The organism is Pseudoalteromonas ardens, from assembly GCF_030125445.1.
GTDB classification, from domain to species: Bacteria; Pseudomonadota; Gammaproteobacteria; order Enterobacterales; family Alteromonadaceae; genus Pseudoalteromonas; species Pseudoalteromonas ardens.
On sequence record NZ_JASJUV010000007.1, the window covers coordinates 226557 to 240829 of the forward strand.

General features: G+C 48.4%; 12 protein-coding genes and 5 tRNA genes. 12 read left to right on the top strand and 5 right to left on the bottom strand.

The window, feature by feature from the left end; translation table 11 throughout:
* Positions 1-36: 36 nt before the first annotated feature.
* A complete protein-coding gene (locus tag QNM19_RS19550) occupies positions 37-210 on the bottom strand; it encodes a hypothetical protein (RefSeq protein WP_156202181.1) in 174 nt (57 codons plus the stop codon).
* 184 nt (positions 211-394) lie between these two features.
* Entirely contained in the window at positions 395-916 is a 522-nt protein-coding gene (fldB, locus tag QNM19_RS19555) for a flavodoxin FldB (RefSeq protein WP_058796146.1), read from the bottom strand.
* A gap of 78 nt (positions 917-994) precedes the next feature.
* On the opposite strand from fldB, the gene xerD reads away from it, so the two are divergent.
* From xerD to QNM19_RS19610, 11 genes are all read left to right on the top strand, one after another.
* Positions 995-1921: a site-specific tyrosine recombinase XerD gene (gene xerD / locus QNM19_RS19560; protein ID WP_049864050.1), complete on the top strand. Its 927-nt coding sequence runs from the start codon at positions 995-997 to the stop codon at positions 1919-1921.
* 61 nt (positions 1922-1982) lie between these two features.
* Positions 1983-2714 carry a bifunctional protein-disulfide isomerase/oxidoreductase DsbC gene (gene dsbC, locus QNM19_RS19565; RefSeq protein ID WP_049864049.1) on the top strand — a complete coding sequence of 244 codons (732 nt, stop codon included), beginning with the start codon at positions 1983-1985 and terminating at the stop codon, positions 2712-2714.
* Between the two features lie 169 nt (positions 2715-2883).
* The gene (gene recJ / locus QNM19_RS19570; RefSeq protein WP_049864048.1) at positions 2884-4608 is read left to right on the top strand and encodes a single-stranded-DNA-specific exonuclease RecJ; all 1725 of its coding nucleotides are present in this window, start codon (positions 2884-2886) and stop codon (positions 4606-4608) included.
* A 188-nt stretch (positions 4609-4796) separates the two neighbouring features.
* Positions 4797-5895, top strand: a protein-coding gene (gene prfB, locus QNM19_RS19575; RefSeq protein WP_125562743.1) for a peptide chain release factor 2 whose coding sequence is annotated in 2 segments (ribosomal slippage) — positions 4797-4871 and positions 4873-5895 — 1098 coding nt in all. Because the reading frame shifts where the segments join, the coding sequence is not laid out codon by codon here.
* A 27-nt stretch (positions 5896-5922) separates the two neighbouring features.
* Positions 5923-7464, top strand: coding sequence for a lysine--tRNA ligase (gene lysS / locus QNM19_RS19580; RefSeq protein ID WP_010386862.1), 1542 nt, complete (start codon positions 5923-5925; stop codon positions 7462-7464).
* A gap of 559 nt (positions 7465-8023) precedes the next feature.
* A tRNA-Ser gene (locus QNM19_RS19585) sits at positions 8024-8116 on the top strand.
* 30 nt (positions 8117-8146) lie between these two features.
* A tRNA-Arg gene (locus QNM19_RS19590) sits at positions 8147-8223 on the top strand.
* 58 nt (positions 8224-8281) lie between these two features.
* Positions 8282-8358, top strand: a tRNA-Arg gene (locus QNM19_RS19595).
* Positions 8359-8422: 64 nt separating this feature from the next.
* Positions 8423-8499, top strand: a tRNA-Arg gene (locus QNM19_RS19600).
* A gap of 64 nt (positions 8500-8563) precedes the next feature.
* Positions 8564-8640: transfer RNA gene (locus tag QNM19_RS19605), tRNA-Arg, on the top strand.
* An 834-nt stretch (positions 8641-9474) separates the two neighbouring features.
* The gene (locus tag QNM19_RS19610; protein ID WP_049864046.1) at positions 9475-10620 is read left to right on the top strand and encodes an exo-beta-N-acetylmuramidase NamZ family protein; all 1146 of its coding nucleotides are present in this window, start codon (positions 9475-9477) and stop codon (positions 10618-10620) included.
* Positions 10621-10627: 7 nt separating this feature from the next.
* On the opposite strand, the gene QNM19_RS19615 is transcribed toward QNM19_RS19610, so the two are convergent.
* The gene (locus tag QNM19_RS19615; RefSeq protein WP_284027122.1) at positions 10628-11476 is read right to left on the bottom strand and encodes a MurR/RpiR family transcriptional regulator; all 849 of its coding nucleotides are present in this window, start codon (positions 11474-11476) and stop codon (positions 10628-10630) included.
* A 230-nt stretch (positions 11477-11706) separates the two neighbouring features.
* On the opposite strand from QNM19_RS19615, the gene QNM19_RS19620 reads away from it, so the two are divergent.
* On the top strand, positions 11707-13083 hold the full coding sequence (locus tag QNM19_RS19620; protein WP_049864045.1) for a Na+/H+ antiporter NhaC family protein: 1377 nt from the start codon (positions 11707-11709) through the stop codon (positions 13081-13083).
* 39 nt (positions 13084-13122) lie between these two features.
* On the opposite strand, the gene QNM19_RS19625 is transcribed toward QNM19_RS19620, so the two are convergent.
* Complete coding sequence (locus QNM19_RS19625) at positions 13123-13725, bottom strand: hypothetical protein (protein ID WP_049864044.1); 603 nt, start codon at positions 13723-13725, stop codon at positions 13123-13125.
* Complete coding sequence (locus QNM19_RS19630; RefSeq protein WP_049864043.1) at positions 13718-14272, bottom strand: RNA polymerase sigma factor; 555 nt, start codon at positions 14270-14272, stop codon at positions 13718-13720. The genes QNM19_RS19625 and QNM19_RS19630 overlap by 8 nt, the downstream gene beginning before the upstream one ends.
* Position 14273: the final 1 nt, after the last annotated feature.

The following is a 14273-nucleotide window of genomic DNA, read 5'->3' on the forward strand; positions in this document are numbered from 1 at the left end:
AAACGGGACGTTTACAGTCCCGTTATCCTGCCTGTTTTACCAAGTGATACAGACAGAGCCACCACCTTCGATTTGTTTGTCCATATGGCAGGCTGCACCGCCTGAACATGCACCCTGACCACCACCAATGCGAGGCGTCATTTTGTTGTTGATTGATTGCGGTTGCTGAGACAAGTTCTTATAGTTCTTTTTGTTTAGGTTAAGCTTCATGATTAGTCCTTTTATAATTGAGTTAATGAACGACAGCTGCTGCGATGAAGGCAAAATTGCAGTTGCTGTACAAAATCCATACTGAACTATAAAGCACTATTTGTATATATTTTTTGTTAATGGATGTAATAGAGATGAGCTTGATCTGCCAACAATGAGTATGGCAGATCTGAGAGGGGATAAATTACAATGACTCGCTGTATTGAGTCATGATTTGCTCAATCCAGGTGGCAATTCGTTCATCGCTTTTTTCGTACTGGCTGTCCTCGTCCAGTGCCAGGCCTACAAACTGGCTTTTGTCTTCAGTTAGCGCTTTGGACGCTTCAAATTCATAGTCGCTGCTATTGGGCCAGTACCCAAGAAAGTTGACACCCTGTGGCGCAATTTTATCGTGTAGCATCCCAAGTGCGTCCTGGAACCATTGTCCATAGCCCTGTTGATCACCCATGCCAAATAATGCGATGGTTTTCCCGGCGAGGTTGACCTGGTCGATGTCGTCCCAGTGAGACTCCCAGTCTTCTTGTAACTCGCCAAAGTCCCAGGTTGAGATACCGAAGATCACAAAGTCGAACTGCTCTGCATTTTTCAAAGGCTCGTCCTTGATATTGTGGAGCGACAGGATGTCTTTACCCATGATCTCCTGCATCTTTTCTGCTGCCATTTCTGTGTAGCAGGTAGTTGAACCGTAAAATAACCCGATCTGCATAGTAGTCTTCGCTCAATTGGCTGTTATCATATGGCGCGAAGTCTACCTTATGGTGTAACTAATTGATACAGGCGGCCCGTGACCGATATAGAATTATCTGACCCAGCCACGCATAGTAACAGTGAGCTGATTGAATCTTTCCTGGACGCGCTCTTTCTTGAGCAAGGACTCAGTGACAACACCCTGGCTGCCTATCGGGCTGACCTGGATAAGTTTGTCCGTTATGTCGTGGCTAATCTGGATGATAAACCATTGCTGGCCATCAATAGCGCAGATGTGGAGGCGTATCTGGCCTATCGGGTCGACCAGGGGTTGAAACCACGCAGTACCGCAAGGGCAATGAGTGCCCTCAAGCGCTTTTATGCCTATTGGGTGGGCAAACAGGTGCTCTCAGCCAGTCCTCTGACACATATCGCGCAGCCCAAGTTATCACAGTCGTTGCCGAAAACCCTCAGTGAGCAGGAAGTTGAGGCTCTGCTCAATGCGCCAGATGTGGCAGATCCTATGGGTCTCAGAGACAAAGCTATGCTGGAATTGTTGTACGCGACGGGATTGCGGGTTACCGAACTGGTGGGGCTGCGGATGGAACAAATTAATCTGCGTCAGGCTGTTTTACTGGTTCGTGGTAAAGGTGGCAAAGAAAGACTGGTCCCGATGGGTGAGGAAGCATTGCATTGGGTCGAACAATTTTTAAAGGTTGGACGCGCTCAAATGGTGAAGCATGCGAATGATTTTGTCTTTGTCTCAAAGCGCGGTATCGGCATGACCCGGCAAACTTTTTGGCATCGTATCAAACACTATGCTATGTTGGCAGACGTTAAGTCACCGTTATCGCCACACACGCTGCGTCATGCGTTTGCAACACATTTGCTAAATCATGGGGCGGATCTTCGCGTTGTACAAATGATGTTAGGCCATAGCGATTTGTCGACAACCCAGATTTATACGCATGTTGCCAGTGAACGACTCAAATCGCTTCATCAGCAACATCATCCTAGGTCGTGATGGAATTTATTTGCAGTAATCCGGTCCTAGTGATTAACAAGAGCAATTTTACGAGAAAAACATGAAAAAGTTACTTTTAGCAGCGTCGCTCGCTTTTAGTGTCGGTGCCTTTGCCGAGACAACAGAAGAAGTTTCACCAATGGCGGTTAGCCCCATCGCATCTCAGTTTGCGGATCTGGGCTTGTCAGTCAAAAGTGTGTCAGACAGCCCCATCTCTGGCCTTAAGACTGTGATCACAGACAAAGGGGTATTTTATGCAAGCCCTAACGGTCAGTATCTGGTTCAGGGGACCATGATTGATGTGGCGAACCGTCGTAACATCACTGAAGATGCACTTAGTGGTGTACGTAAAAGTGGTGTCGCTGAGTACCAGGATTCGATGATCGTGTACAAGGCGGAAAATGAGAAACACCAAATCACGGTCTTTACTGACATTACCTGTGGCTACTGCCGTAAGCTTCACCGTGAGCTGGATGATTACCTGGCGGCGGGCATTACCGTTAAGTATCTTGCGTTCCCTCGCGGTGGTTTGAGTGGCAATGGTTATAAGAGCCTGATGAATGTGTGGTGTGCGGACGATGCCGCATCAGCCATGACTGAAGCGAAGGCAGGCAACGAAGTACCGGACGTGAAAAATTGTCAGGCTCCGGTTGCTGAGCACTACCAGCTAGGTCAGAGTTTTGGCATTTCCGGTACTCCGGCTATTGTGCTGGAAGATGGCAGCATGATCCCGGGCTATCAGCCAGCAGACGCATTGGCAAAAATGTTAGATCAGGCGAGCAAAAAATCTTAAATCTGAGGTATACTCTCAGCGTTTCTAAAAAGGCCTGCGGGCCTTTTTTGCTTTGTGGAGGTTGATATCAATTTCACTTAATACCGAGTCTATTTTCTCGCCTCAAAATAGATCACTTAATTAAGCAAATTGGTATTACTTCACGTCATCAGGTAGTTCAGAGAGTGTTATGCAAACAGAGATCCGACCCAGATTACGTGTCGATGACAGTCATTTACCCGCCCATCTTCACCCTGTCATTAAACAAATTTATGCCGCAAGGGGTGTAAAAGAGGCCCAGGAGCTTGATAACAGTGCAGCGACTTTGCTGGATTTTCGTTTGTTCCGGGATATGGATAAAGCCTGTGCGTTACTAGAAACAGCATTACACCAGCAGCAAAGTATACTCATTGTGGGTGACTTTGATGCCGATGGCGCAACCAGTACCGCTGTGTTGATGGAGGGGCTACGTCTGTTTGGCCTGCAGCAAGTCGATTACCTGGTTCCTGACCGTTTTAGTTTGGGCTATGGTTTAAGCCCGGCACTGGCAGAGCAAATTGTTCAGCTTGCTCCACAACTGGTGATCACCGTTGATAATGGTATCTCTTGTCTGGCAGGAATAGACATCGTTAAGCAGGCAGGCATTGCTGTTCTGGTCACCGATCATCATTTGCAGGGTGAGCAACTGCCGAATGCCGATGCCATCGTTAATCCCAACCGCCACGACTGTCAGTTTCCCTCTAAATCGATTGCGGGTGTTGGTGTGGCGTTTTACTTGCTGGTGGCATTTCGCCATCATTTGCGCTCCGCGGGCTATTTTGAGCGTCAGGGCCTGACCCAGCCTAACCTGGCATCTTTGCTGGATATCGTAGCATTGGGGACGGTCGCGGATGTTGTTGCCCTGGATGCCAACAACCGCACTTTAGTACATCAGGGACTGGCGCGTATTCGTAAAGGACAAACCCGGCCTGGGATCCGTGCTTTGATTGAAGTGGCAAATCGCACTGCAGCCCGGCTTAACGCCAGTGACTTTGGGTTTGCACTGGCGCCGAGGTTGAATGCCGCAGGGCGGCTGGACGATATGAGTCTGGGGATTGCTTGTTTATTGTCTAAAGAAGAGCATCAGGCACGGCGCATTGCCGCGCAACTGGATAGCCTGAACCAGGAACGACGAGAAATAGAGCAGGGCATGCAGCAAGAAGCGCAGGCGGTACTTGAGCGTTTGGTTGCAGCACAGCAGAGTATTCCAGATGCAGTGTGTTTGTATCAGGATGACTGGCACCAGGGGGTAATTGGGATCCTGGCGGGCAGACTGAAAGAGAAATACCATCGTCCGGCGATTATTTTTGCTCAGGGTGACAATGACGAAATCAAGGGGTCGTGCCGCTCGATAGAAGGCTTGCATATGCGCGATTTGCTGGAGCAGATCAACACCCGCCACCCCGACTTGATAGTGAAGTTTGGTGGTCATGCGATGGCGGCCGGCTTGACCATCAGAGAAGCCGACTTTAGCGACTTTAAACGCACCTTTGAGGCCCTGGTCAGCGATACCCTCAGCGAAGAGCATAAGCAATCTGTGTTGCTGACAGATGGTGAGTTACCAGCTGAGTGTTTTAATATGGATTTTGCCATGTTACTGCAACAGGCTGGGCCCTGGGGACAGCATTTCCCTGAGCCGGTATTCAGCGGCGTGTTCGAGCTAGTGCAGCAGCGCATTGTCGGAGAGAAACATCTCAAGCTGGTGCTTAAACACCCCAGTGGTAAATTGGTTGATGCCATTGCGTTTAACATAGATGTGCGGGCCTGGCCAAACACCTCGGCACAGATGGCAGAGTTAGCATATCAGCTGGATATCAATGAGTTTAGAGGTAAGTTTACCTTACAGTTGATAGTTCGGGAGATCCGTGCCTGCTAACATTTGCGAGAAAGGTATAAAATGTTCTCTTCAAGGGCTGATATCTGAGCCCATTATTTGTTAGTATTGGCCGTTTAGACCGCTTGGTATAATGTGTTGACACACAGTGGTCGCAAAATTTTCAGTCCGGTGGCTACTTTAGGTGGGTCATTGGCTGCGTCACCATCACGTAAATTGGAGTAATGTGAATGTTTGAAGTGAATCCTGTGATTAATCAAATCAAGGAAATTCGCGAGCGTACTGAACTTCTTCGGGGGTATCTTTGACTATGCTCTGAAACAAGAGCGGTTAGAAGAAGTTAATGCGGAACTGGAAGATCCAGCCGTCTGGAATGAGCCTGAGAAGGCACAGGCATTGGGTCGCGAAAAATCCAGTCTGGAAACCATCGTTGAAACCATAGACAACCTGGTGAGCGGTGCAGATGATGCAGAGGGTCTGGTTGAGCTGGCTGTAGAAGCCGAAGACGAAGAGACCTTTGCGGAAGCTGAGCAAGAAGTGCAAGGCCTGAATGCCCAGCTCGAAAAGCTGGAGTTCCGCCGTATGTTCTCCGGCGCACAAGACAGCAACGATGCCTATCTCGATCTGCAAGCCGGTTCCGGTGGTACAGAGGCTCAGGACTGGTGCAACATGTTGTTGCGCATGTATCTGCGCTGGGCAGAAGCCAAAGGGTTTAAAACTGAGATCGTCGAAGCAACCGATGGTGACGTGGCAGGTATCAAAGGCGCAACACTGCGTGTAAGCGGTGAGTATGCTTATGGCTGGTTGCGTACAGAAACCGGTGTACACCGTCTGGTCCGCAAGAGCCCGTTCGACTCAGGCGGTCGTCGTCACACCTCGTTCGCCTCAGCATTCGTGTATCCGGAAATTGATGACAACATTGAGATTGACATCAACCCGGCAGATTTACGTATCGACGTATATCGTGCTTCGGGCGCGGGTGGTCAGCACGTTAACCGAACAGAGTCTGCGGTACGTATTACGCACTTGCCAACGAACACTGTGGTGCAGTGTCAGAACGACCGTTCACAGCACAAAAACAAAGATCAGGCAATGAAACAGTTAAAAGCAAAACTGTTTGAACTTGAGCTGCAAAAGCAAAATGCTGAAAAGCAAGCTCAGGAAGATGCCAAATCTGACATCGGTTGGGGCAGCCAGATCCGTTCTTACGTACTGGACGACTCGCGTATTAAAGACCTGCGCACCGGTGTTGAGAACCGTAATACCCAGGCGGTATTGGACGGTGATCTAGACAAATTTATCGAAGCCAGCCTGAAATCAGGCCTATAATCAACAAGCTAAACTAAGAGCTAAAAAATGACAGAGCAAATCCAAGACGAGAATAAACTCATTGCTGAGCGTCGTGCTAAATTGGATGCAATTCGTGATAATTGCAGTGCCAATGGCCATCCGAACACCTTCCGCCGTGAAGACTATACGGCTGATCTACAGGCTAAGTTTGGTGATAAGTCTAAAGAAGAGCTGGTTGAGTTAGATCATCAGGTCTCTGTGGCTGGCCGTATCCTTGCTAAACGTGGGCCATTTTTGGTTCTGCAAGACATGAAAGGCCGTATCCAGGCTTACGCGTCTAAAGATGTACAAAAAGAGCTGAAAGCCAAATATGGTCAGCTCGACATTGGTGACATCATTGGTGTGTCTGGTCCGCTGCACAAATCAGGTAAAGGCGACTTGTATGTTGATATGGTTCAGTATGAACTACTGACTAAATCGCTGCGTCCGCTACCAGAGAAATTCCATGGTTTAACGGATCAGGAAGCCAAGTATCGTCAACGTTACGTTGATCTGATCACTAACATGGAAACGCGTGAGACCTTCCGTATTCGCTCTAAAGTGATTGAAGGCATTCGTCGCTTCCTTGCTGAGCGTGACTTTATGGAAGTTGAAACGCCAATGCTACAAGTGATCCCAGGTGGTGCAACGGCACGTCCGTTTGTGACGCACCACAATGCGCTGGACATCGACATGTATCTGCGTATTGCACCTGAGCTTTACCTCAAGCGCCTGGTGGTTGGTGGCTTTGACCGCGTCTTTGAGATCAACCGTAACTTCCGTAACGAAGGTCTGTCGACTCGTCACAACCCGGAATTCACCATGATTGAATTCTATCAGGCATACGCAGATTACAAAGATCTGATGAACCTGACAGAAGACATGCTGCGTACCGTTGCACAGGATGTACTGGGCACGACCATTGTGACTAATACCGTCAAGAACGCAGAAGGCGAAGTCCTTGAGACCATCGAGTACGACTTTGGTAAAGCGTTTGAGCGCCTGTCTATGGCTGATGCGATCATCAAATATGGCCCGGACGCTGAAGCCTCTGCGCACATCTTTAAAGATCCAGAAAACCACTTTGACGAGTTGGTGGCATACGCGAAGAAAGTACACGTGAAGATCCCTGAAAAATGTGTATGGGGTGCCGGTAAGTTCTTATGTGAAATCTTTGAAGAAACCGCTGAGCACAAACTGATCCAGCCGACTTTCATCACGGAATACCCGTGGGAAGTTTCGCCGCTGGCACGTCGTAATGATGAAAACCCATTTATCACTGATCGTTTTGAATTCTTCGTAGGTGGACGTGAACTGGCAAACGGCTTCTCGGAGCTTAATGATGCAGAAGATCAGGCCGCGCGTTTTGCGCGTCAGGTTGAAGAGAAAGACGCTGGTGACGACGAAGCAATGCACTTTGATGATGACTACATCCGCGCGCTGGAGTATGGCTTACCGCCAACGGCTGGTGAAGGGATTGGTATCGACCGTTTGGTGATGCTATTTACCGACTCTCCGACGATCAAAGACGTTATCTTGTTCCCGCATATGCGACCTCAGGCTGACTAGTCCGGTTACATTGAATGTACAATTGAGAAAAGCGCCTTAGGCGCTTTTCTTTTATCTATGTAAGACATCTCTGCTAAACGTCAGTTGAACTCTCAATATATTTGTAAAACTTCAGTAAGAACAGGGGTTAGGCACAGAGAAGGTGTACCGACGTGCTATTGGCGAATGGTTGCTAGTTGGGTACGACTGGCATATGAGACTTTTTAGCCTATACTGCTTTGGTTATGAAAGGATGCAAATGAACTCAGACCATGTCGCAACAAAAATCAAAATCACAGCACGAACAAGCCAGGATGAATTATTGTCGTAGCTGTATCAGCGAATTTCAGCGTTTAGGCTATGTAGATGCCTTTATTGCTGAAGAAAGCACGCGTAAGCAAACTCTTTTGGACCACTATAATATACAGTCAGGCCCTAAAAGTGACTAATTTATGACAAAATAATCGACAAAGTGCCTTAAAACAGACCAAGCTGAACAATCTATCACCATACAGTGCTTTTTTACAAGAAAAGTATTTGACATATTTTCACGGTTCTATATTATACGCCCCACAAAGACGGAGAGGTGGCCGAGTGGCTGAAGGCGCTCCCCTGCTAAGGGAGTATAGGGTTTGTAGCCCTATCGAGGGTTCGAATCCCTCCTTCTCCGCCATTTATTAAAATGGTGTCTTTGTAGTAATACGGACGCGTAGCTCAGCTGGATAGAGTACCTGGCTACGAACCAGGCGGTCGGAGGTTCGAATCCTCCCGCGTCCGCCACTTTTCTTAAGTGGTTAAATAAAAAGAAGCACATATCAAGTGTTAAACATGATAAAACGGACGCGTAGCTCAGCTGGATAGAGTACCTGGCTACGAACCAGGCGGTCGGAGGTTCGAATCCTCCCGCGTCCGCCACTTCTCTTAAGTGGTTAAATAAAAAGACTACACCAATTCAGGTAGTAAAATAGAATTGAACAACGGACGCGTAGCTCAGCTGGATAGAGTACCTGGCTACGAACCAGGCGGTCGGAGGTTCGAATCCTCCCGCGTCCGCCACTTTTCTTAAGTGGTTAAATAAAAAGACTACACTAATTCAGGTAGTAAAATAGAATTAAACAACGGACGCGTAGCTCAGCTGGATAGAGTACCTGGCTACGAACCAGGCGGTCGGAGGTTCGAATCCTCCCGCGTCCGCCACTTCTTAAAGAAGTGAGCAATCAACCGACGAGAGTCGGTTTTTTTGTGTCTGAAATTTGGTGTGAGTTACTTCAGCTGGATAGAGTACCTAGCTACGAACCAGGCGCTTGGAGGTTCACTCTCCACAAAGTACGTCCCGAGCCCGCCACTTCTTAAAGAAGTGAGCAATCAACCGACGAGAGTCGGTTTTTTTGTGTCTGAAATTTGGTGTGAGTTACTTCAGCTGGATAGAGTACCTGGCGACGAACCAGGCGCTTGGAGGTTCACTCTCCACAAAAGACGTCCCGAGCCCGCCACTTCTTCTTTAAGAGGTGAGCAATCAACCGACGAAAGTCGGTTTTTTTGTGTCTGAAATTTGGTGTGAGTTACTTCAGCTGGATAGAGTACCTGGCGACGAACCAGGCGGTCGGAGGTTCACTCTTCACAAAAGACGTCCCGAGCTCGCCATTTCTTCTTCAAGAGGTGAGCAATCAACCGACGAAAGTCGGTTTTTTTGTGTCTGAAATTTGGTGTGAGTTACTTCAGCTGGATAGAGTACCTGGCGACGAACCAGGCGGTCGGAGGTTCACTCTCCACAAAAGACGTCCCGAGCCCGCCACTTCTTAAAGAAGTGAGCAATCAACCGACGAGAGTCGGTTTTTTTGTGTCTGTATTTTGGGGTAGTGGTCTCGGCAGGATAGAGTATCTGACTTGGAACCCGGCGATCGGAGCATGAATTTGTACGAACTCTTCCGTCGTAAATATTTGCAAAGGTGAGTTATCGCACCGCACAATCTCGATACAGTTTGCTTTCCCCTGAGAACTTTTGTGCGCCAGACTATCCATGCTTTTCTGATGCTGATGATTATCATCAGTGTGCTCCTTTGCTCATTTCAAACACGGGCGATTGAGGTTGCTGCTGAGCGCGGTGACCAGTACCTGCCAATGCTGGAAGGTAAACGGGTCGGTCTGGTGGTGAATCAAAGTGCCCGAGTACATGATCAACACTTGCTGGATTATCTGACAGACAATCAGGTGAATGTGGTCCGGATCTTTGCACCAGAGCATGGATTTCGGGGCAACAAAGGAGCAGGTGTTTACATCACGGATGGTAAAGACACAAAAACGGGCGTGCCAATCGTCTCCTTGTACGGTACGAACAAGAAACCAAAGCCAGCACAGCTGGCAGATATTGATATTCTAGTATTTGATATTCAGGATGTGGGTGTACGCTTTTACACCTACCTCAGTACATTGTTTCTGACGATGGAGGCCGCGCAGCAAAGTGGTGTCAGCTATCTGGTACTGGATCGACCCAATCCGAATATTGCCTATGTCGATGGCCCGGTATTGGATGAACGTTTTCGCTCTTTTGTCGGTATGCTGCCTGTGCCAGTCTTGCATGGTATGACGCTGGGTGAGCTGGCCTTGATGAGTGTCGGTGAGGGGTGGCTAGACAGCAGTGTAATGCTTGACCTGACGGTTATCCCGGTTGCCAGTTACAGTGCAAAGGATGACTACAGGCTACCCATAGCGCCGAGCCCCAACTTACCGAATCAGCGCGCTATCTATTTGTACCCTTCGTTATGTTTATTTGAGGCGACGCGCGTTTCTGTGGGTCGAGGCAGTGATTTTCCGTTTCAGGTGTTTGGTCATGATCAGGTCCAGCTTGGCACCTTGGCTTTTTCGCCACGTTCTATACCTGGTGCAGCCATGCACCCTAAGCTAAAAGGCAAAACGGTTTATGCCAGAGACTTACGCGACTCTCAGCAGCGCGGTCTGTCGTTAGACTGGTTAGTACAGGCCTACAGTGCATTTGAGCAACACCCTGAGGCATTGATTAATTCACCGGGGTTTTTTGACAAACTGGCGGGAACCGATGTGATCCGCCTGGCACTGACACAGGGCCTGAAAGCACATCAGATAGAAGCTATCTGGGCGCAGGAAGTACAGGCGTTTAAGACACGCCGCCTGCCTTACCTGCTGTATGAGCGGGATTAAAACGACCTCAGTCGTTGAAAATCGCGCGCATATTATCATTTGCCCGTTCAACCCTGCGTTGCCAGTGCAAGTTTGACTGAGCCAGGGCAACAAAGAGCGTATCAATGAGGTAGCATTGGGATGCCCGGGTGAGTATCGCGCTGTGATTAACCGGCTCAGCCTCTTGTACGGTAAACAAGACATGCTCCGCCATCTCACTGAGCTGAGAGTCGCCGTAGCGCGTGATAGCAAACAAGCGACACTCATTACGTTTTGCCTGTTCGGCCAGTTTCAGAAGTGCTTTTGTCTGACCTGAATTGCTGATCACAACCAGCAGATCCTCTTTGCCCATCGACGCGACATAGCTGGCTGCATTATATTCATCGCTGTGACATACCGCAGAAATGCCTACTTTTTGTAGTTTAAAGGCAAAATCTTGCGCAACAGACCAGGATGCACCTTTGGCGCAGATCAGTACTTTGCGTGCCGCTTTTAAGGCCTGCACCGTGCGCTCAAATTCTGAGTCATTATTGAGTTTCTGAGTTGCACTCAGCGTTTTGTGTTGATTGGCGATGAGCTTTTCGCTGATATCAGCCAGCGAATCGCTTTGCTCAAACTGGGTGGAGCGAGATGCCTGCTCGGAAGTTTGCTCATTCAGTGCATCCACAACCGCGAGTTTGAAAGCCGGAAAACCCCGGTACCCCAATTTTTGTGCAAACTTTACGACACTGGACTGGCTGACGCCGGCAGCCTTGGCCAGTTCAATGGACGACAAGGTGCGGATCTGGGTCCCCGAACTTAGGGTAAAGTCGGCGAGTTTTGCCTCACTTTGTGAGAGAGTTGGCCTTAATGCCTTTATTTTAATAAAAGTAGACATGCGCTTCACTTGGTAACCTGTACTGACAGAGATGTCCATATTATAGGTTCAAAGTGAACAATGTAATAGATCAGAAAGATATATTATTGCGCTTTTTAATCTGGTTGGTACCTAAAAAAGTTCTTTTTGTTGCGTTTGTAAATTCAGCTGCGAAAAGCTTGGTTTTTTCCCCGCAACTAATTAAGCTAACGGGTTTACAGCCTGATCTAATAATTAGTAATAGGGAACTTATGTCCTGGTATTCGATTTTACCGCCTTTGATAGCTATTGCCGTGGTGTTTTGGCGCAAAGAGGTCATAGTGGCGCTGATCCTGGCGTTGATCTCGTCGGAATTTTTGCTCGCGCTAAACGGTGGTGGTAACGCGCTATTTTCCACCTTTATTAATAGTATTGAGCGCATCGTGAGCGTTGCCACCTCTCCCGGAAACAGTCGAATTTTGCTGTTTAGTATCGTGATTGGTGCGCTACTGGCTTATATCAGAGAATCAGGTGGTGTCGGCGCGACAGTAAATAAACTGCTGAACATTGGCGTTGCCAAAAGCAAGCGTCAGGTTGGTCTGTTGACCATGTTCACGGGGATGGCCGTGTTTATTGAGTCTAACATGAGTGTACTAACCTCAGGGATAGTATCCCGGGGCCTGTTTGATAAATTCAAAATGAGTCGCGCACGTTTGGCTTATATTATCGACAGCACCAGTGCCCCTGTGTGTATTCTGATTCTGCTTAATGGCTGGGGTGCGTATGTGTTGGGTCTGTTGAGTAATTATGAGCTGGAGCAATCGGCGGTCAGTATTTTGTGGGGCAGTGTGGCATTTAATTTTTATGCCATCATTGCATTGTTGATTGTGTTTTACACCATAGTGTTTGACAAAGTACATGGCCCAATGAAAGTGGCAGAACAGGCGCTGGCAAAGCAGGACCAGGAAATAGACAAAGGCCCGGCTGCCAGTAAAGCGCGCTTTATGTTAGTGCCACTGGCGACACTTATCATCAGTATGCTGGGTTTTATGTTGTGGACTGGTGGGGGTGAACTGGCTCAAGGCAGTGGCTCTAAATCGGTTTTGTATGCCACAGTATTGGCAACGGCGGTAGCCTATTTACTGCTGCTCAAAGCTCGCCATTTTACACATCAACAACTGGTTGACGTGGGCTTCAAAGGTATGGGAGAGCTGTTGCCTTTGGTGAGTATTGTATTGTTGTCACTGACGCTGGGGGCAAGCTTAAAAGAGTTAGGCACTGGGGTGTTTGTTGCATCGTTAGTGGGTGATTACTTACCTGTTTACTTCATTGTGCCTGTGCTGTTTCTAACTGGCGCCGTGATGTCGTTTACGACGGGCACGTCCTGGGGCACCTTTGCTATTCTTATCCCGATAGGCGTGCCATTGATCCAAACCTTGGGGCTGCCACCATCGCTGGTTGTCGGCGCAATTCTCAGCGGCGGCATTTTTGGTGATCACTGCTCACCGATTTCAGATACCAGCGCCGTGTCAGCGCTGGCATCTGGCTGCGATCTGCTGACTCACGTGAAAACGCAACTGCCTTATGCGATGGTCGGTGGTGTATTGGCACTGATCAGCTTCTTCGTTGCCAGTATCGTAATGATCTAAATGTCGTTATTTGCCAGCCTTGCTCTGAGGCTGGCGAGGTTAAGGACAGGCATATACTTTGCCAGGAGCCGCTGCGATGGTCGTTAAATGGCCATCCGTATTTTTATCCAGCGCTAACATCTGTCCTGGTGACATGTCTGACAACATTACGTCGTCTTGCAGTGCTGCGAGCACTGAATGTTTAATTTCCAAAAGCGTTTTGTTGCGGCAGTCGGCAACAAACCAGGTATTGGCGTCACTGTGCACCAGTCGTCCATAAAAGCGTTGTTCGCTCAGTTGTTGATGCTGTTGTTTAAATTGCTTATCTAAAGTCTGCTTTTGGGCCCGAAGTTGAGTAACGTAGTGGCCCTGTTCGACACTATGAGTTTCAACCTGTTCATAATCATCAAAACTCAGGGCGTATAAAGCTTGCGCCGATTGCTGGCGGTGCTCCTGAGATAGCATGACTGTCGCCAACACCATGAGTGCCCCGCATGCTAAAACCCACTGGCCTCTTTGCCACCAGCTTATCTGTTTCGCTGAAGTATTGGCTGCACGACAAACTTGCTTGAGCTGGCGCTGGTCAAGTGCCGAAAGCTTGTGCTGTTGCTTTGCGTGTTGATAGGCCTGCTTGAGCCGATCTGCCTGCGATTTGTCACTCATCATCTTCTCCTAATACGTGTTTAAGCGCTGTGCGGGCATAACGCAGACGCGTTTTAATGGTTTCTTGCGGGGCGTCAGTGATACTGGCGATTTGATGCAAGGAAAAACCTTCCAGTTGCAGGCTTATGGCTTCTCTTTGTTGTAGTGGCAGTAATAAAATCGCATCGTACAAGGATTGATGTGACTGTACACTGTGCTCTGCCGGAACAGATAGCTGCTGTTCCGGATGTTCCATATAGGTAAGCCGGTTTTGTTTACGCAATTCGTCGATCAGCGCATTTCGGGCAAGCTTGAATAAAAAAGCTTTCGGTGCCTGGCTGGTATGATAGGCCTGACGTTTTTCAACGACGGTTAGCCAGATTTTCTGACACACGTCTTTGGCCAGTTCGCTGTCACTTTGGGTCAGCAAAAAGTGATATAAATCGTGATTGTACTTGTCTATCGCCAGTTCCAGATACTTGTTGTCTCCGCTCAATTTAAACTCATATAAAGGGTCGGCAGGTTCGGATTCGTTTGCCGACAGCCAGTTTTTCAAAGCAAGTAGCATA

Excerpts from the sequence above, each read along its gene's own strand:
- QNM19_RS19550 (WP_156202181.1), bottom strand. The coding sequence starts at position 210 with ATGAAGCTTAACCTAAACAAAAAGAACTATAAGAACTTGTCTCAGCAA.
- fldB (WP_058796146.1), bottom strand. The coding sequence starts at position 916 with ATGCAGATCGGGTTATTTTACGGTTCAACTACCTGCTACACAGAAATG.
- dsbC (WP_049864049.1), top strand. The coding sequence starts at position 1,983 with ATGAAAAAGTTACTTTTAGCAGCGTCGCTCGCTTTTAGTGTCGGTGCC.
- recJ (WP_049864048.1), top strand. The coding sequence starts at position 2,884 with ATGCAAACAGAGATCCGACCCAGATTACGTGTCGATGACAGTCATTTA.
- lysS (WP_010386862.1), top strand. The coding sequence starts at position 5,923 with ATGACAGAGCAAATCCAAGACGAGAATAAACTCATTGCTGAGCGTCGT.
- QNM19_RS19610 (WP_049864046.1), top strand. The coding sequence starts at position 9,475 with ATGCTGATGATTATCATCAGTGTGCTCCTTTGCTCATTTCAAACACGG.
- QNM19_RS19615 (WP_284027122.1), bottom strand. The coding sequence starts at position 11,476 with ATGTCTACTTTTATTAAAATAAAGGCATTAAGGCCAACTCTCTCACAA.
- QNM19_RS19620 (WP_049864045.1), top strand. The coding sequence starts at position 11,707 with ATGTCCTGGTATTCGATTTTACCGCCTTTGATAGCTATTGCCGTGGTG.
- QNM19_RS19625 (WP_049864044.1), bottom strand. The coding sequence starts at position 13,725 with ATGAGTGACAAATCGCAGGCAGATCGGCTCAAGCAGGCCTATCAACAC.
- QNM19_RS19630 (WP_049864043.1), bottom strand. The coding sequence starts at position 14,272 with ATGCTACTTGCTTTGAAAAACTGGCTGTCGGCAAACGAATCCGAACCT.